Origin of the sequence: Mitsuaria sp. WAJ17 (genome assembly GCF_014174515.1) — a bacterium.
Lineage (GTDB): Bacteria > Pseudomonadota > Gammaproteobacteria > Burkholderiales > Burkholderiaceae_C > Roseateles_B.
Window position 1 is genome coordinate 48839 of sequence record NZ_JACJUG010000002.1, and the last position, 18453, is coordinate 67291.

At 66.8% G+C, this 18453-nt stretch carries 13 protein-coding genes; 1 reads left to right on the top strand and 12 read right to left on the bottom strand.

Translation table 11 applies throughout. The features are described 5' to 3' along the window. Window positions 1–26 precede the first annotated feature (26 nt). The 7 genes from dnaJ to H5407_RS01865 form a co-directional block, all read right to left on the bottom strand. The gene (gene dnaJ / locus H5407_RS01835; protein ID WP_183102713.1) at window positions 27–1166 is read right to left on the bottom strand and encodes a molecular chaperone DnaJ; all 1140 of its coding nucleotides are present in this window, start codon (window positions 1164–1166) and stop codon (window positions 27–29) included. Between the two features lie 119 nt (window positions 1167–1285). Then, window positions 1286–3229, bottom strand: coding sequence for a molecular chaperone DnaK (dnaK, locus tag H5407_RS01840; RefSeq protein WP_183102714.1), 1944 nt, complete (start codon window positions 3227–3229; stop codon window positions 1286–1288). 86 nt (window positions 3230–3315) lie between these two features. Beyond that, window positions 3316–3834 (bottom strand): nucleotide exchange factor GrpE, encoded by a 519-nt coding sequence (gene grpE, locus H5407_RS01845; protein ID WP_183102715.1) that lies wholly within the window; start codon window positions 3832–3834, stop codon window positions 3316–3318. Window positions 3835–3991: 157 nt separating this feature from the next. Beyond that, entirely contained in the window at window positions 3992–4411 is a 420-nt protein-coding gene (locus tag H5407_RS01850; RefSeq protein ID WP_183102716.1) for an RNA-binding S4 domain-containing protein, read from the bottom strand. Next, window positions 4408–5499, bottom strand: coding sequence for a ferrochelatase (gene hemH / locus H5407_RS01855; RefSeq protein ID WP_183102717.1), 1092 nt, complete (start codon window positions 5497–5499; stop codon window positions 4408–4410). Before hemH ends, H5407_RS01850 begins: the two co-directional genes overlap by 4 nt. A gap of 26 nt (window positions 5500–5525) precedes the next feature. After that, window positions 5526–6497 carry an adenylate/guanylate cyclase domain-containing protein gene (locus H5407_RS01860; RefSeq protein ID WP_183102718.1) on the bottom strand — a complete coding sequence of 324 codons (972 nt, stop codon included), beginning with the start codon at window positions 6495–6497 and terminating at the stop codon, window positions 5526–5528. A 78-nt stretch (window positions 6498–6575) separates the two neighbouring features. After that, window positions 6576–7490: a LytTR family DNA-binding domain-containing protein gene (locus tag H5407_RS01865; protein ID WP_183102719.1), complete on the bottom strand. Its 915-nt coding sequence runs from the start codon at window positions 7488–7490 to the stop codon at window positions 6576–6578. A gap of 276 nt (window positions 7491–7766) precedes the next feature. Here H5407_RS01865 and H5407_RS01870 point away from each other — a divergent pair, with 276 nt between their 5' ends. Beyond that, window positions 7767–9263 (top strand): carboxylesterase family protein, encoded by a 1497-nt coding sequence (locus tag H5407_RS01870; RefSeq protein WP_310737598.1) that lies wholly within the window; start codon window positions 7767–7769, stop codon window positions 9261–9263. Window positions 9264–9533: 270 nt separating this feature from the next. Here the strand turns inward: H5407_RS01870 and rpoD are convergent, their stop codons facing one another. The 5 genes from rpoD to H5407_RS01895 all read right to left on the bottom strand — a co-directional run bounded on the left by rpoD (window position 9534) and on the right by H5407_RS01895 (window position 18349). Then, window positions 9534–11768 carry an RNA polymerase sigma factor RpoD gene (gene rpoD, locus H5407_RS01875; RefSeq protein ID WP_183102720.1) on the bottom strand — a complete coding sequence of 745 codons (2235 nt, stop codon included), beginning with the start codon at window positions 11766–11768 and terminating at the stop codon, window positions 9534–9536. A 450-nt stretch (window positions 11769–12218) separates the two neighbouring features. Next, complete coding sequence (gene dnaG, locus H5407_RS01880) at window positions 12219–14216, bottom strand: DNA primase (protein WP_183102721.1); 1998 nt, start codon at window positions 14214–14216, stop codon at window positions 12219–12221. A 40-nt stretch (window positions 14217–14256) separates the two neighbouring features. Further along, on the bottom strand, window positions 14257–17298 hold the full coding sequence (locus tag H5407_RS01885) for a bifunctional diguanylate cyclase/phosphodiesterase (RefSeq protein ID WP_183102722.1): 3042 nt from the start codon (window positions 17296–17298) through the stop codon (window positions 14257–14259). Between the two features lie 246 nt (window positions 17299–17544). Beyond that, complete coding sequence (locus H5407_RS01890) at window positions 17545–17847, bottom strand: H-NS family nucleoid-associated regulatory protein (protein ID WP_183102723.1); 303 nt, start codon at window positions 17845–17847, stop codon at window positions 17545–17547. 229 nt (window positions 17848–18076) lie between these two features. Continuing rightward, window positions 18077–18349, bottom strand: a complete 273-nt coding sequence (locus H5407_RS01895; RefSeq protein ID WP_183102724.1) for an oxidative damage protection protein — start codon at window positions 18347–18349, stop codon at window positions 18077–18079. Window positions 18350–18453: the final 104 nt, after the last annotated feature.

The following is an 18453-nucleotide window of genomic DNA, read 5'->3' on the forward strand; positions in this document are numbered from 1 at the left end:
GCGCGTCGTGCTCGGCGCGTCGGGGCTTACTTGAACAGGTCCTTGACCCGGTCCGTCCAACTCTTGGCATTGGGCGAGTGGCGCTCGCCGCCGTCCTTGAAGCTCTTGTCCAGCTCCTTGAGCAGCTTGCGCTGGTGCTCAGTGAGCTTGACCGGCGTCTCCACGCTGATGTGGCAGTAGAGGTCGCCCGGATAGCTGGAGCGCACGCCCTTGATGCCCTTGCCGCGCAGGCGGAAGGTCTTGCCGTGCTGCGTGCCTTCGGGCAGATCGATCTCGGCTTTGCCGCCCAAGGTCGGGACCTCGATGGTGCCGCCCAGCGCCGCAGTGGTCATGCCCACGGGCATGGTGCAGTGCAGGTCGTCGCCGTCACGCTCGAAGATGTCGTGCTGCTTGATGCGGATCTCGATGTAGAGATCGCCTGCCGGGCCGCCGTTCACGCCGGGCTCGCCATTGCCGGCCGAGCGGATGCGCATGCCCTCGTTGATGCCCGCCGGGATCTTGACCTCCAGCGTCTTGGTCTTCTTGATCTTGCCCTGGCCGTTGCAACTGGTGCAGGGGTCGGGAATGATCTTGCCGCTGCCGTGGCAGTGCGGGCAGGTCTGCTGCACGCTGAAGAAGCCCTGGCGCATGTGCACCGTGCCCGAGCCGCCGCAAGAGCCGCAGGTCTTGGCCGAGGTGCCAGGCTTTGCCCCGCTGCCGTTGCAGGTCTCGCAGGACTCCCAGGCGGGGATGCGGATCTGGGTTTCCTTGCCGCGGGCCGCTTCCTCCAGCGTGATCTCCATCGCGTAGGAGAGGTCGCTGCCGCGGTAGACCTGCTGGCCACCGCCGCGACGACCGCCAGCACCGCCGAAGATGTCGCCGAAGATGTCACCAAAGGCCTCGGCGAAGCCGCCGAAACCTTCAGCGCCCGGGCCGCCGCGGCCGCCCATGTTCGGATCGACACCGGCATGGCCGTACTGGTCGTAGGCCGCGCGCTTCTGGGCGTCGGAAAGCATCTCGTAGGCCTCCTTGGCCTCCTTGAACTTCTCCTCGGCAGCGGTGGCGCCGTCACCCTGGTTGCGGTCCGGGTGGTACTTCATGGCCAGCTTGCGGTAGGCCTTCTTGATGTCCTCGTCGCTGGCGTTCTTGGCGACGCCGAGGACTTCGTAATAGTCACGCTTTGCCATGGGCGGATCCTGGCTTCTCAAACAATTGCGCCGCGCCGGGGGCCAAGGGGTGATCCCAGGCGTGGGCGCGGCGGGTCAGCACACCCCGCGGACTTTCGCCTGCGGGGCCGGGCCGTCGATTACTTGCCGTCCTTGACTTCCTTGAACTCGGCATCCACGACGTTGTCGTCGGCCGGCTTGGCGGAGGCCTGCTGCTGGGCCTGGGCACCGGCTTCGGCTGCGCCGGCTGCCTGCTGGGCCTGCGCGTCGGCGTACATCTTCTCGCCCAGCTTCTGGCTGGCGGTCATCAGGGCTTCGGACTTGGCGTCGATGGCGGCCTTGTCGTCACCCTTCAGGGCCTCTTCCAGCTCCTTGATGGCGGCTTCGATCTTGTCCTTCTCGCCGGCTTCCAGCTTGTCACCGTGCTCGCTCAGGGACTTGCGGACCGAATGCACTAGGCCGTCGCCCTGGTTCTTGGCCTGGACCAGCTCGACCTTCTTCTTGTCCTCGGCGGCGTTGGCCTCGGCGTCCTTCACCATCTTCTCGATCTCGGCCTCGGACAGGCCCGAGTTCGCCTTGATGGTGATCTTGTTCTCCTTGCCCGTGCCCTTGTCCTTGGCGCTGACGTGCAGGATGCCGTTGGCGTCGATGTCGAAGGTCACCTCGATCTGGGGCGTGCCGCGCATGGCGGGCGGGATGCCTTCCAGGTTGAACTCGCCCAGGCTCTTGTTGGCCTGCGCCATCTCACGCTCGCCCTGGTAGACCTTGATGGTCACGGCCGGCTGGTTGTCTTCAGCGGTCGAGAAGGTCTGGCTGAACTTGGTCGGGATGGTCGTGTTCTTCTTGATCATCTTGGTCATCACGCCACCCAGGGTCTCGATGCCCAGGCTCAGCGGGGTGACGTCCAGCAGCAGCACGTCCTTGCGCTCACCGCCCAGGACCTGACCCTGGATGGCAGCGCCGACGGCCACGGCCTCATCAGGGTTCACGTCCTTGCGCGGGTCCTTGCCGAAGAACTCCTTGACCTTGTCCTGCACCTTGGGCATGCGGGTCATGCCGCCGACCAGGATCACGTCATCGATCTCGCCCACGGCCACGCCGGCATCCTTGATGGCGGTGCGGCAGGGAGCGATGGTGCGCTCGATCAGCTCCTCCACCAGCGACTCCAGCTTGGCGCGGGTCAGCTTGATGTTCAGGTGCTTCGGACCCGTGGCGTCGGCCGTGATGTAGGGCAGGTTGACGTCGGTCTGCGAGGAGTTGGACAACTCGATCTTGGCCTTCTCGGCGGCTTCCTTCAGGCGCTGCAGGGCCAGCACGTCCTTGGTCAGATCGACGCCTTGCTCTTTCTTGAACTCGGCAATGATGTAGTCGATGATGCGCTGGTCGAAGTCCTCGCCACCCAGGAAGGTGTCGCCGTTGGTCGACAGCACCTCGAACTGCATCTCGCCGTCCACGTCGGCGATCTCGATGATGGAGATGTCGAAGGTGCCGCCGCCCAGGTCATAGACGGCGATCTTGCGGTCACCCTTGCCGTGCTTGTCCAGGCCGAAGGCCAGAGCTGCGGCGGTGGGCTCGTTGATGATGCGCTTGACGTCCAGGCCGGCGATGCGGCCTGCGTCCTTGGTGGCCTGGCGCTGGGCGTCGTTGAAGTAGGCCGGGACCGTGATCACGGCTTCCGTCACTTCCTCGCCCAGGTAGTCCTCGGCCGTCTTCTTCATCTTGCGCAGCACTTCGGCGCTGACCTGCGGCGGCGCGAACTTCTTGCCGCGCACTTCCACCCAGGCGTCGCCGTTGTCGGCGGCGGCGATGGTGTAGGGCATCAGGTCGATGTCCTTCTGCACTTCCTTCTCGGTGAACTTGCGGCCGATCAGGCGCTTCACCGCGTAGAGGGTGTTCTTGGGGTTGGTGACGGACTGGCGCTTGGCCGAGGCGCCGACCAGGATCTCGCCATCTTCCTGATAGGCAATGATGGACGGGGTGGTGCGAGCGCCCTCGGCGTTCTCGATCACGCGCGTCGTGTTGCCTTCCATGACGGCCACGCACGAGTTCGTGGTGCCCAGGTCAATACCGATGATCTTTCCCATGATTTTTTGCTCCTGATCCTGAATCTGGTTTCGTTAAGGACGAAATGCGGTTGGGTCGCGGTCTTTCAAGGGCCGCGCACCGTGAATTACTTGGGGGCGGCGACCGTCACCAGGGCCGGGCGCAGCACGCGCTCGGCGATGGAATAGCCCTTCTGCAGGACCGCGACGACGGTATTGGCTTCCTGGTCCGCCGGCACCATGGAGATGGCCTGGTGCTGGTGCGGATCGAACTTGGTGCCGGCGGCCGGATTGATTTCCAGCACCTTGTTGCGCTCTAGCGCGGCGGCCAACTGGCGGCGGGTGGCGTGCACGCCTTCCAGCACCTGCTCGACACGGGCATCCGGGCGGGCGATGGCGGCTTCCATGCTGTCCATCACGGGCAACATGGCCTCGGCAAAACCTTCCACGGCGAACTTGCGGGCCTTGGACATCTCCTCGTCCGAGCGGCGGCGGATGTTCTCCACCTCGGCCTTGGCGCGCAGGTAGGCGTCGGACATCTCGGCCAGGCGGGCCTCCAGATCGGCCAGCTTCTGCTCGGGGCTCAACTCGGTGGCAGAGGTGGCGGCATCGGCGGCGGTGTCGGGGGTATGGTTCTCGTTGCTCATGGATGGTGGGCGTTGAAGAGCCCCGGCAACTCATGGTCCAGCCATGAAACGGGGCGACGCGGGCTAGCTGGGGGCGAAGCCCTGAAGTTCAAGAGGGGGATTGCCATCATTTTCACAAGGGGAAACCCTTGGTGATCGCGCGCTGGATGGCCGCGGCTCAGTCGGGTTCGGCCTCGGCGCTCCAGCGGTTCCAGTCGGCCAGGCGGCGACGGTCCTGCTTGGTCGGGCGGCCCTGGACGATGGTGGAAGCCGGTTCGGGCGCAAGCCGCCGGCTTTCGGCGGCCTGCTCGCGCTTGAGCAGGCTCTCTGCGGTTTCCTCGTAGAGTGTCTGGGCCTGGGGCGCCGGGCCGCGCACGCTGGACAGGGCCCGCACGACGACCTCGCGCTCCACCACGCCCTGGCGCAGTTGCAGCACATCGCCCGGCTTGAGTTCGCGGGAGGGCTTGGCCGGCTGGCCGTTGACACTCACCCGGCCCTTGCCGATCTCCTCCACGGCCAGGGCCCGGGTCTTGTAGAAGCGGGCCGCCCAGAGCCATTTGTCCAGGCGCACATCCTCGGACAGGGGCAGGGCCTTCATGCGTCGGCACCCATGGCACGAGCGCGCTGTGCCCGGTCCTCCAGGACCGACGGATCGGCCGGTTCGCGGGTGGGCCAGCCCTGCAGGTGGCGCTCGGCCAGATCGGCCAGGGCACGCATGCCTTGCAGGTCGTCATTGAGGCAGGGGATGTAGCTGAAGCGCTGACCGCCGGAGGACTCGAAGGCCTCCTTGGCCTCCTGAGCGATCTCTTCCAGTGTTTCCAGGCAGTCGGCGCTGAAACCGGGGCAGACCAGGTCCACGGACTTCAGCCCGCCCGCGGCCAGTTGGCGCAGGGTCGGCTCGGTGTAGGGCTCCAGCCATTTGGCCTTGCCGAAGCGGCTCTGGAAGCTCACCAGGTACTGGTCCTCGCGCAAACCCAGTGCCTGGGCGAGCAGGCGGCCGGTCTTGTGGCACTCGCAGTGATAGGGATCGCCCAGCTGCAGGGTGCGCTCGGGCATGCCATGGAAGCTCATTACCAGCTTGTCGGCTTGGCCGTGGATGGCCCAGTGGCGGCGCACGCTGTCGGCCAGGGCGCGGATGTGGGCGGGATCGTCGTGGTAGCGGTTGATGAAGCGCAGTTCGGGCACATGCCGGGTCTGCAGGGTCCAGCGGGCCACGGCGTCGATCACGCTGCCGCTGGTCGCTCCCGAGTACTGCGGGTAGGCGGGCAGGACCAGGATGCGGTTCGCGCCTTCGGCCTTCAGAGCGTCGAGCTGGCTGGCGACGGAGGGCTGGCCATAGCGCATTGCGTAGCGCACCTGCAGCCGGTGACCGCGCTCGCCGAGCAGGCCTTGCAGCAGTTTGGCCTGGCGTTCGGTCCAGACCTTCAATGGTGAGCCTTCCTTCATCCAGATGGTGGCGTACTTGGCGGCCGACTTGGCCGGGCGCACGCGCAGAATGATGCCGTGCAGGATCACCAGCCAGAGCAGTCGGGGGATTTCCACCACGCGCGGATCGCTCAGGAACTCGGCCAGGTAGCGGCGCAGGGCCGCAGCGGTGGGGGCCTCAGGCGTGCCCAGATTGCACAGCAGTACGCCTGTCGTCGAGGGGCTGCCATGGCGGTAGCCCGGTTCTTTCTTGAAGCTCATGGGGGCAATTGTCCCGCAGGCCGGGCTCAGCCGCGGCTGTGGGAATGCCCGATGGCGCGCGGCTCGGTGTCGGCGAAGTGCAGGACCTCGAATCGCACCGTTGGTGCCGAGAGGTCCGTGGGCGTGCCGCCCAGGCCGATGACGCCGCTGCCATGCAGGGTGCAGGAGCCGCGACGCAGGGAAACGATCTCGCCGTCGCGGCCGAAGCGAACGAAGGTGCCGTTGTAGCTGAGGTCGGTCAGCGAGAAGCTGCCGCCATGCCAGTCGATGCGTGCATGGGAGCGCGAAACGCGCACATCGGTGATGCAGTAGGTGGCCTGCGTGCTGCGGCCCAGGATCACGGGCATGCTGCCGATGTCGAAAATGCGGTCCAGGTCCAGCCATACCAGTCGGATGCCGTCGGGATCGGCGGTGGGCATGGGGTCGCCGAATTGCGTGGCTGCGGCCGGCTCGCTGCTGTAGGCGTAGTTGTCCAGCACATAGACATGGACGGGCTCGGCGCGGCCGCGGATGGCGATCAGGTCCAGGCTGCGAAAACGCAGGCGCTGGTTCACGGGCAGGCCTTGCAGCACTTCCTTGGTGATCAGGGTCTCGTTGTCACCGGCATGGTCCAGCAGGCGGGCGGCCACGTTGACGGCGTCGCCGAAGCAATCGCCGTTCATCTCGACCACCTCGCCGCGGGCCAGGGCCACCTGCAGCTTCAGGCCCCGCAGGCCGGGCGAGGCGCCATGCTGCTGTCCACGCGAGACGATGCGCTGCAGGGACTCGTGCATCTGCATGGCGGCCTTGATGCCGTCGCTGGCGTCGCTGAACGCAGCCATGAGACCGTCGCCGAGGGTCTTGATCAGCTTGCCGTTGCAGTCGCCGACGGCACGGCCGACCAGGTTGACCGCGTGGGTCACCACCGAGGTGGCCTCGGCATTGCCCAGGGTCTCGAACAAGGCCGTGCTGCCGCGCAAGTCGGCAAACAGGACGATGCGTTCGCTGATCTGGGTCATCAGTAGCTGGTTCGTGAAGTCCTTGGCAGTGTAGCGGGGGCAGGCGGGATTTTTCGGGTGCTTGCTTTTGGTGACGGTTCAGGCCTTTCCCTGCCCCGATGCCGGCGCTTCCCATCGGGCCTGGAAGTCGCGGCGGTAGCTGCGGCTGACCCGCAGGCGCTGTCCATCGGCCAGGGTGATCATGGCGTCCCCGTTGCCCAGCGGAGTCAGGGACTGCACCCTGCCCAAGGCAACCACCAGGCGCCGATGGATGCGCACGAAGCGCAGGGGGTCCAGTTGCGCCTCCAGGCGGCCCATGCTTTCGCGCAGCAGGTGCGTGCGCGTGCCGGCATGCAGGGCCAGGTAGTTGCCCTGGGTTTCGATCCAGTCGATCGTGTCCATGGCCAGGACGGCGCTGCGGCCCTGGCTGCCGACGTCCACCTCGGTCCGCCATGGCGATGCGGGCGTGGCCTCGGCAGGCGCCGAAGCGGGTGCTGGCGCAGGCGCCAGCGGGCCGCCCGGCCTGTGGCCGAGCTGTATCAGCGCTAGCAGCCCTGCAAGGGCAAAGGTGAGCAGTAGGCCATCGCTCTGCAGTTGCATCTGCAGGTCAATCAGGCGCGGCAAGAGCCGCCCCTGAAACACCCAGGCTGCCAGCACGCCGGCGGCCAGGATCAGTCCTGCACTTAGAAGCAGCAGTTGAAGCACCAGCCCTGCGGCGGCACGTCCGCGCGGCTGCGGCCCTTCGTGCAGCTGCCGCCGGGCTATATACAGCAGCCAGGGGGTGACGGCGGTGCCCAGTGCCGCCGCCAGGCCGATGCGCAGCAGTTCATGCGCGGGCTCCAGGGCATTGCCGGCATGCCAGGCACGCTGGACGTTGTCGGGCTCGAGGCACAGCAGGAACACCAGCCAGTAGAGATAGGCCCAGGGCAGGACGGGACCGGATCCAGCCCCCAGCCCCGGCCCTGGGCCCTGAGCGGGCTTGCGGATGTGCTGATCGGCCGTCCTGGTGTTCATGGGCGGCGATTCTGCACAGATCCTTCCAGGCCGGCCAGAAGTCTGGGCCCCGGTCTGCGACGCTGTGCCTGCTGCCACTCGGCCCTGGGCTGAGGCGAGCCACTTTGTGATGGGACGGTTTGTTGCCAGATCCAGGACTGTTGCAGACTGAAGAATCGACTATCACAGGAGATCGAGTTGAAAGTGCTCCAAATCCTCACTCTTTGCGCGGCCCTGGCGGGGGCCGCAGCCCGCGGGGCGGACTTTCTGCCAGCACCGCCGGCCGGCCCCGCTGCCGTGCAGATCCTGGCCGAGGGAGGGCGTCTGCAGGGGCGGCTGGAGCAGGGGGTGGCGGTGTTTCGCGGCGTTCCCTTTGCCGCGCCGCCGGTCGGTGTAGCTGGACGTTGGCGGCCACCGCGCCCGATCAAGCCTTGGGAAGGCCTTCGTTCGGCGGAGGCTTTTGCACCCGCTTGCCCGCAATCTGGCGTATCCATGCCCGGTGAGGCGCCACCGCCGACCAGCGAGGACTGCCTCTACCTGAACATCTGGAGCCCCGCAGCGCCGCCAGCGGTCGGGCCGCTGCCGGTGCTTGTCTGGATCCATGGCGGTGGTTATGCCAATGGGTGGACTGGCATGCCACTTTACAGTGGCGAACGCTTGGCTCGCCGTGGCATCGTCGTGGTCACGCTGGCCTACCGGCTGGGGGCGCTGGGCTTCCTGGCCCATGCCGAACTGTCGCGGGAGACTCCTTCAGGGACGTCAGGCAACTATGGCTTGCTGGATCAAGTGGCTGCCCTGCGGTGGGTGCAGCGCAATATCCAAGCCTTTGGTGGCGATCCCCGGACAGTCACGGTGGCGGGTCAATCGGCAGGGGCGATGTCGGTCAGCTGGCTGATGGCCATGCCGTCTGCCAGGGGCCTGTTCCACCGGGCCATTGCGCAGAGCGGCGGTGTCTTCGAGCCGCTGGCGCTCGCTCCCGGCTACCGCCATGCGCAGGCTGAGCGTGAGGGTCAGGTCTTGCTCGAGCAGTTGGGGGCCGGCTCGGTGGACGAGCTGCGTCGCAGGCCGGCTGCCGATCTGCTGGTGGCAGCAGCGGGTCCGCTCAGCCATCCGGTCGTCGATGGCCATGTCGTGCCGCGCAGTCCCGGTGCGGCCTATCGACTTGGCCAGGTGGCGGACGTGCCGCTGCTACTGGGGTCCAACGCCGACGAAGCACGGGCTTTGCTTGACACCCGCGGCCTGACGTCGGCTCGCTTCGAGGCCGACCTGGCGCAGGCTTTCGGACCTTTACCCGCGCCGCTGCTGGCGGCCTATCCTCATGACGGGGACGCGCAGGCGGTGGCCGCCAGGCTGGCGCTGGAGCGGGACCTCCGATTTGGCTGGGACATGTGGGCCTGGGCGCATCTGCAGGCAGAGCATGGACGCGAGCCGGTCTACTACTACCAGTTCGGCCGCCAGGTGCCCTTTCCTGGGCAAGGGGCGCGGGCCGGGTGGGGGGCCAGCCATTTCGCGGAGCTCTGGTACATGCTGGACCAACTGGACCAGGAAACCTGGGATTGGCAGGCCGAAGACCGGCGCTTGTCCGACGCCATGGCCGGTGCCTGGGTGCGCTTTGTCAAGACAGGCAATCCCAATGGAGGCGGGCTCCCGCACTGGCCAGCCTATCGCGGCGGCGCATCAAGGCTGATGCGGCTGGACAGCCTGCCGCATGTCGGCGAGGTTCCGAATCCGGCGGCGTTGGAGGTGTTTGACAGGGTTTACGAGGCCTTGCGACGCTCGTCAGGCGAGGACTGAGGGCCTGCTGAGGCCCGGTCCATCCAGGAGGCCAGAAAGGCGCAGGACGCTAGGGCAGGGCGCCGGGTGCTCCGCTGTCGTCGGGCGCGACTGCCCGAGACTTCGCACCTGTTGGGCTACTGCCTTGAAGCATGATGCCGGGTCTGCGTGCTGCGGCCCTGCGCACCTGCTGCCATGTTTCTGCTGTGCATGCCATGACGCCAACAGCGTTGCCGCTGCAGCCCGTCTCCCGCCGCCTTGGGGCGTCGGGAGGCAGGCCCCTGGCCACCCTTACAGGTTGTCCAGGTACGTGCGCAGCTTGTCCGAGCGGCTCGGGTGCTTCAGCTTGCGGATGGCCTTGGCTTCGATCTGGCGGATCCGTTCGCGGGTGACGTCGAACTGCTTGCCGACTTCCTCCAGCGTGTGGTCCGTGCTCATCTCGATGCCGAAGCGCATGCGCAGCACCTTGGCCTCGCGCGGGGTCAGGCTGTCGAGGATGTCCTTCACCACATCGCGCAGGCCGGCCTGCATGGCGGCCTCGATGGGCGCGGTGTTGTTGGTGTCCTCGATGAAGTCGCCCAGGTGGCTGTCGTCATCGTCCCCGATCGGCGTTTCCATGGAGATCGGCTCCTTGGCGATCTTCATGATCTTGCGGATCTTGTCCTCGGGGATCTCCATCTTCTCGGCCAGGGTCGGGGCGTCCGGCTCATAGCCGAACTCCTGCAGATGCTGGCGCGAGATGCGGTTCATCTTGTTGATCGTCTCGATCATGTGAACCGGGATGCGGATGGTGCGGGCCTGGTCGGCGATCGAGCGGGTGATGGCCTGGCGGATCCACCAGGTGGCGTAGGTCGAGAACTTGTAGCCGCGGCGGTACTCGAATTTGTCCACCGCCTTCATCAGGCCGATATTGCCTTCCTGGATCAGGTCCAGGAACTGCAGGCCGCGATTGGTGTACTTCTTCGCGATCGAGATCACCAGGCGCAGGTTGGCTTCGATCATCTCCTTCTTGGCATCCCGCGAGGCCTTCTCCCCCTCGTTCATGCGCTTGTTGATCTCCTTGAGATCGTCCAGCGGCACGACGGCCTTGGCCTGGATGTCGATGAGCTTCTGCTGCAACTCCTGCACGGCGGGCAGGTTGCGGCCCAGCACGGCGGAGTAGGGCTTGGCGGCGGCGACTTCCTTCTCGGCCCAGCTCAGGTTCAGGGCATTGGGCGGGAAGGTCTTGATGAAGTGCTCCTGCGACATGCCGCACTTGTCCACCACGATCTTGCGCAGTTCGCGCTCGTAGCGGCGCACGTCATCGACCTGCGAGCGCAGGATGTCGCACAGGCGCTCGATGGTCTTGACGGTGAAGCGGATGGTCATCAGCTCGGCGCTGATGGCGTGCTGGGCCTTGTCGTAGGCGGCGGAGCGGTAGCCGTCCTTCTCGAAGGCCTTGCGCATCTTCTCGAAGTTGCTGTCCAGAGCATCGAACTTGACCAGGGCGGCGTTCTTCAACTCTTCCAGCTTCTTGGTCAGGGCCTTGGAGCCGCCGTTGCCGTCGTCGTCGTCGTCCTCGTCGAACTCGTCGAAGTCTTCCTCGGCCACGTAGTCGTCGGCCTCATCCTCGGCCACGAAGCCATCGACCACCTCGGAGATCTGCTGCTCGCCAGCACGGATCCTGGCGGCCATGGAGAGGATCTCGGCGATGGTCGTGGGCGAGGCGGAGATGGCCAGCATCATGGCCTGCAGGCCGCCTTCGATGCGCTTGGCGATCTCGATCTCGCCTTCACGCGTCAGCAGCTCGACGGTGCCCATCTCGCGCATGTACATGCGAACCGGGTCGGTCGTGCGACCGAACTCGGAGTCCACGGTGGACAGGGCGGCTTCGGCGGCTTCCTCGGCCTCTTCCTCGGTGGCCGTCGGCGAGGTGCTGCCCTGGATCAGCAGGGTGGCGGCGTCGGGTGCCTGCTCGTACACGGCGATGCCCATGTCGTTCAACATGGACACGATGGCCTCGAGGATTTCCTCGTTGATCAGCTTCTCGGGCAGGTGATCGTTGATTTCCTGATGGGTCAGGAAACCGCGGGTCTTGCCCATCTTGATCAGCGTCTTCAGCTCATGGCGACGCTTGGCGACTTCCTCTTCGGTCAGAGCCGTCTCATCCAGGCCGAATTCGCGCATCAGCGCGCGCTCCTTGGCGCGGCTGACCTTCATGCGCAGGGGCTTGGCCTTGGGCTTGTCCTCGACGCTGTCCTCGACCTCGGCTTCGACGCCGGCCTCGGCGTCGGGTTCGCCCTCAAGCTCGGCCTCGATGTCGGAGAAGTCTTCTTCCTCGGCCTCGGGCTTGGCCTTGGCACCCTTCTTGGTCTCGGTGGCCGCCTTGGGCTTGCGACCCCGCTTGGGCTTGGCTTCATCACCGGCGCCGGCCGCAGCAGGCGCAGCAGCCGCCTTGGCGCTCTTGCGCGCAGGCTTCTTGATGTCTTCGGCCAGTTCCTCGGCCTTGGGGGCGGTTGCCTTGGACGCGGTCTTCTTGGCGGTCATGCAGTTCCTCGAGTGGAGTGGGTGCGCAATGCAAGCGGCCACCTGCGCGCGCCTGCTGTCAGGCGCCGCCCAGGCGGCACAAACATGGGCCCTGACTCTTCCAAGATGGCGGCGTGAGCCGGCCATTCAAGGCGAATGCCAGGGCTTTGCGCGTACAAGGCTAGCGTGTACGTTGAAGAGTGCAGCCCTCAAGCGGATAAAGGTGGCCTTGATACCTTGCATAGGGTGCCCAGGGTCAGTGGGTGGCCGGGTCCGGGAGGCGCTGCCGTCACTCTTGACGCGCGAAAACCCTTAATTATCCATCAAGAATGGACGGATTTCAAAAATGCAGGACTGAGGGCTTGTCCGGGGGGCGGCGCAGCGCGGCGAGGGGCAAGAGGCCGAAGAAGAGGCCGAAGTAAGCAAAGTCAAAGCGGCCGAAATGGCCGGCCGCGAGCCTGTCCGGCCTTGTCAGCCCGCCTTGAGTTCCTGAATGCGCAAGCGCAGGCCGCGCAGCTGCTCCAGCACGGCGGGCGTCACCGGCCCGGCGCTCAGTTGGCGGGACTCCTCCTCCAGTCGGGAGATCCACAATTTGCGCAGCAGGCGCTGGAAGTCTTCCAGCTGCAGCTCATCGTCGCTGGCATGCAGGCGCCCGCCGCTGGCACGCTGCGCCAGCTCCAGCAAACCGTCCTCCTCCAGGGCTGCCTGCAGCACTGACCAGGGACCGGGCCCGTGGTTGACCAGGTAGCGCTCCAGCCAGGCCACCACCTCGCCATGTTCGCCGGGCAGCTCGTGCAGCAACTGGTGGTCCTGGTCGCTCAGCAACTCCCACCAGGCGCAGTGCAGCAGCAGCATGCGCAGGGCATGATCTCGCGGTGAGGCTGGCTGGTGGCGGGGCAGGCCATAGGTTTCGTCCTGCTCGCGCTTTTTCCATTCCTTCCAGTCCTTGCGATCTTTGCTCCAAGGCTTCTTCTCGCCACCGGGCTTGCGACTGGGCGGGTTTCCCGCGGGCGCGGTGCCGACATCCGCGACACCATCGGCGCCGGACTGGACATAGGCGAGCTCGTCCAAGTCGGGCGGCGGGCCGTCCCAGGGCGCATCGTCCGGGGCGTGGGGGCTGGCCGGGTGCTCGCTGCGAGCCGCGGAACGGCGGCTCTCGCTGGCCTGCCAGAGCCCCATCAGTTCCTGATCCGGCAGCTGGGCCATACGGGCCAGCTCGCCCAGCAACTGGCGCTTGAGCAGGCCCTGGGGCAACTGCTGCCACAGGGGCTTGGCATGGGCCAGCAGCCGCGCACGGCCTTCGGCACTGCCCAGGTCCAGGCCTTCGCCGCAATGGTCGATCAGCTGGCGCGACAGCGGGATGGCGCGCTCTACGCAGCGCTCGAAGGCTTCGCTGCCGAGCTCGCGCACGTAGGAGTCGGGGTCGTGCTCGCTGGGCAGAAAGAGAAACTTGATGCTGCGCGTGTCCGTGGCATGGGGCAGGGCGGCCTCCAGCGCGCGGCCTGCGGCACGGCGCCCCGCGGCGTCGCCGTCGAAGCTGAAGATCACGGACTCGGTGAAGCGGAAGAGCTTGTGGACATGGTCCGCCGTGCACGCCGTGCCCAGCGTTGCCACGGCATTGCTGAAGCCGTGCTGGGCCAGGGCCACCACATCCATATAGCCCTCGACGACCAGGGCGTAGCCGCGCTGGCGCAGCCCCGTGCGGCCTTCGTAGAGCCCGTAGAGTTCGCGACCCTTGCTGAACACCGGGGTTTCGGGCGAATTGAGGTACTTGGGCTCGCCCTTGTCCAGCACCCGCCCGCCGAAGCCGATCACTTCGCCCTGGACATTGCGGATGGGGAACATGATCCGGTCGCGGAAGCGGTCGTAGCGGCGCTGTTCCTCGGCACTCTTGTCGGGGTCGTCCTGCAGGATCACCAGGCCGGCCTCGACGAGCAGCGGATCGTCATAGGCCGGGAAGGCGCTGGCCAGTGCACGCCAGCCCTCAGGCGCGTAGCCCAGCCCGAATTGGGCGGCGATGGGGCCTGTCAGTCCGCGACGCTTGAGGTAGTCGATGGCGCGGGCACTGCCCTTGAGCTGCTTGCGGTAGTGCTCAGTGGCTTTGGCCAGCACGTCGGTGAGGCTCAGCTGGTGCGCCTTCTGGGCCTGGGCGCGCTGGATTTCGGCAGGGCTGCGCTCGTCCTGCGGCACCTGCATGCCCACCTGCTGGGCAAGGTCCTCGACGGCCTCGATGAAGCCGGCGCCGGTGTGCTCCATCAGGAAGCCGATGGCATTGCCGTGCACGCCGCAGCCGAAGCAGTGGTAGGTCTGGCGGCTGGGGCTGACGATGAAGCTGGGGGACTTCTCGCCATGGAAAGGGCACAGGCCCTTGTGGTTGATGCCTGCCTTCTTGAGCTCGACGTGGCGCCCCACGATATCGACGATGTCGATGCGGGCGAGCAGGTCCTGGATAAAGCCGGGTGGAATCACCGCGGCAGTCTATCGGAAAGCCGGGCCGGGACGGCCGTCTCTAGGCCTGGGTGGCTGGAGCGAACTCGGCCAGCGGCGCAGGCACGCTGATGCGGCCGTCGTAGTCAGGCGAGCGCTCGAAGGCCTGTACCCATATCGGCACCAGCTCGGCCGGCATGGCGCTGGCGATGCCATGCCCCTGCCCCTGCTCGCAGCCCAGCGCCAGCAAGGCCTGGGCATGGGCAGAGGACTCCACGCCTTCGGCGATCACGTCGCAGCCGAAGGTGCGCGCCAGGCTGATCACGCCCTCTACCAGGGCGCGGTCGTGGGCATCGGTGAGCATCTGATGAACGAAGGAACGGTCGATCTTGAGCAGGTCCACCGGCAGCTGCTTGAGGTAGCTGAGGTTGGAGTAGCCGGTGCCGAAGTCATCCAGCGCGAACTGCACGCCCAGGCCGCGGCAGTGCTCGATCAGCCGCTGCGTGGCGGGCACGTCGGCCAGGGCGGCCGATTCCAGCACCTCCAGCATCAGCAGTCGCGCCAGGCCGGGGCGATGGCGCGCCAGCAACTCGTCCAGGCGTTGGGCAAAGTCAGGTGACTGCAGGTGCCGCGCGGTGACGTTGACCGCTACCCGCAAGGGGCGACCGTCGGCGGCCCATTGCTCGGCCTGCTTGAGGGCCTGCTCGATGACCCAATCGCCGATGCGCACGCCCAGCCCGGTGTGCTCCACCAGGGGCAGGAAATGGCCCGGCAGCAGCAGGCCGCGCTCTGGGTCATGCCAGCGCAGCAGCGCTTCCATGCCCAGCACCTTGCCGCGGCGCAGGTCCACCTTGGGCTGGAAGTGCAGTTGCAGCTCGCCCAGGTCCAGGGCTTCCTGCATGCGGCCCAGTGCCAGCACCTTGGCCTCGCTGCGCTGGCGCTTGTCGGTGTCGAAGAGCTCGAATCCATCGCGGCCCGAGCGCTTGACGCGGTACAGGGCATGGGCGGCATGGCGCATCAGGGTCTCGGTGTCCGAGGCGTCCTGCGGGAAAAGGGTGGCGCCCAGGCTGGCGGTGAGGTGCATGGGGCTGCCGGGGGTGATGTCGTAGAGCGGTGCCCGCACCACGTCCAGCAGCCGTCCCAGCGCCAGCCGCGACTCTTCCTCGTTGCGGCAGCGCAGGATCAGCGCAAAACCGTCGCCGCCGATGCGCGCCAGTTGGTCGGTCCAGCGCTCGGTGCGGCGCAGGCTGCTGCGCAGGCGCCGAGCCATCTCCACCAGGGTCTGGTCGCCCGCGCCGCGGCCCAAGCGTTCGTTGATGGCGCTGAAGTGGTCCAGGTCCAGGTTGCAGACGCACAGCATGAAGCCCTCGCTGCGCGCCAACTCCAGCGCCTGGCCCAGTTGGGCCACGAAGCTGGCCTGGTTGGGCAGGCCGGTAAGGGCGTCGAACTGGTTCTGGCGCAGCAACTGGTTCTGCTGCCACTCCTCCTGCGTGCGGTCCTGGAGGGCGAAGACGTGGTAGCGCAGCAGGCCATCGTCGTCATGGAGCAGGCTCAGCCGGACCTGCAGCACCTTGGCCTGACCCTTGGCATTGCGAAGGCGCAGCGGCCCTTCCCATTGGCCTTGCAGGGACAGTGCTTCGGCCATGGCGTCTGGGTGGATGCCGTTGTGCCGCAGCAGCTCGGGGTCCACCAGCAGGCAGGGCGAGCCGATCAGGGATTCACGGTCCCGGCACAGGATGGCGCAGCTGCTCGGGTTCATATCGACGACCCGATGCTGGGGGTCGCTCACGAGGATGCCTTCGTGCACGGTCTGGAACAGGTGGGCGCTGAGCTGCTCGCGCTCGCGGGCGACCTTGAGGCTGGTGATGTCCCGCAGGCTGGCCACCACCAGGGCGGGGTGGCCGTAGGTGTCACGCTCCATGACCTGGGCATGCCAGTGCAGCCAGCGCCACTCGCCCGCCGGCCGCACGCGCAGCTCTACGCTGGCGCTCTGGGGGTCGCCGTCCTCGCTCTGGAGCAGGCGCTCCTGAGCCTGAGACACGCGCGGCCGGTCCAGGGGATGGGCATGTTCCAGCCACTGCTCCAGGTCCTTGCCGCCGCGGCTGCCGCTCAGCGCCTGCCAGCGCAGGCTCAGGCGCGGCAGCTGCTCGCTGGCCCGCCAGACCATGAGACCCAGTCCGCTGGCGTCGAATAGCGACTGCCACTGCTGCAGCTGCAGGCGCTGCCGCGCCCGCATCAGCTGCACGATCATGGGCAGCATGGCGGCGGCCAGCAGTTCGCAGGCCATCTCCAGCGGCGGTTCGTCCGCATGCTCCATCGCCTCGGACAAGCCCTCGGCGCCATGGTGCAAGCCCAGGCTGATCGTCACGGCCAGGGCGGCAAGGCTGCTGATCCAGGGCGGGGACTGCCAGGCCAGGAGGGTCAGCAACACCAGCCACAGCGCGGGCAGGGGCGGCCAATGCAGCAGCCAACTGGAGGCCAGGCACAGGGTCAGAGCCAGGGCGGCTGCAATGGCGCCGGCGGAGGCCGGCTCGCGCGTGCTGCCGGGCCGCGGGTACAGGCTCAGCACCAGGGGCAGAGTCAGGGTAAGCGCCGTGCTGCTGGCGGCCCAGCGGAACAGCAGGGTCAAGCCCGCAGCGCCTGGCTCGCTGCGCCATGCCGTCCAGCGATGCTCGGCGCCCTCGATGCCAGGCAGCAGCGGCAGCAGGCTGGCCAGGGGTGCCGCGATCAGCAGGCAGGCCACCAGGCTCAGCTCGTGGTCCCTGCTGTCGTCCAGCGATTGCTTGAAATCCTGCCTGCACAGGAAAGCATGTGCAGCAGCGGCCGCGAGCAGTGCGTTCAGTGTCTGGACCAGGGCGGCCAGGCCGCTGGCGGCGTGCAACTGCAGCAGCGCGAAGGCACCGACACCGAGCACAGGAAGCGCGCTCCAGCGCCCGCGCAGCAGGCCGATCAACACCAGGCTCACCAGGCCCGCCTGAGTCCAGGCATGGTCCACCGGCTGGTGCAGATGCAGCGAGAAGCGGATCAGCAGGTAAAGAAGGACCGAGACGCCCGCCGCGACGGCAAGGCTTTGGGCGATGGGGCTGCTGGCGTGGCGCGCCGGCCGGGCGTTGCGGGCAGTCAAGCGAGGCTGACTCGGAAAGGTGGGCGCCCTCCACGGGCGCAGGGGGTGGAGCAGGCCATGCTAGCAGCCAGGTCCTGGGGCGAGCTTTCAGGGCGGCCACTCAGGCAAGGGGGCGGGATTGCACCGATGGTGCACAGGACGCCCACCCAGCGGAGCCCCCCGGAAGGCGCTGCGACCCGCGCGGTCCGCACCTGGCAAGAAAAAAGCGGCCGAAGCCGCTTGATCTGGATAGCCTGGAGGAGGACTTCAGACGTGGAAGTCTTCCAGCTTGGCGCCGGCGGCGATGGCCGCCTTCAGCCACTTGGGCTGCAGGCCGCGGCCGCTCCAGCTTTCGCCGGTGGCCTGGTTGCGGTACTTGGCCGCGACCTTGCTGGCCGCCTTCGCGGCCTTGGGCGGGCGCGAGCCGAGATCGGCCGCGGTCAGGCCGTAATCGGCCATCAGCGAGCGGACCTTGGCGATGGCCTCGCTGCGTTCCTTGTCCTTGGTTTCAGCAATTTGCTGATCCAGCGCGGCTCGTTGAGCCAGCAATTCCTTCAGTGATGAAGCCATTTTGCAACCCTCGCGCGGTAACGAGAACGAATTGTCTCTGCCCGGGATTGTAGATAAATATTTCCGATTACGGACGGGTGGGATTATGTCTGGTCAGGATTTGTTATTTTTGCAACGAATCGGGGGCTTTCCCCGGGGTTTCTCTCCACGCATTTTCCAGTCGCCGGGCAAGAAAAAGGCCAGGAAGCTCCTGGCCTGCAGCGGGCGGATGGCGCCGGATTATTCGTCGTCAGGCGGAGGGCGGCACGTATCCGGCCGGCTGTTCGGCACCGCCGCCGAAGAAGAATTGCTCCATCTGGCGCGCCAGATACTGGCGGGCCCGCTGGTCGGCCAGATTGAGGCGGTTTTCATTGACCAGCATGGTCTGGTGCTTCATCCAGAGCTGCCAGGCTTCCTTGCTGACGTTCTCGTAGATGCGCTTGCCCAGTTCGCCCGGATAGGGCGCAAAGTCCAGGCCTTCGCCTTCCTTGTTCAGATAGGTGCATTGCACGGTGCGGGCCATGGTATTCCTCGTCGAAATCGGTGGGTTGAATGCAATGCCGCACTGTAGCGCGCGGCTGAAAACCTGGGGAAACTAGGGGCGCTGACAGCGCCGTCAGGGGGAGG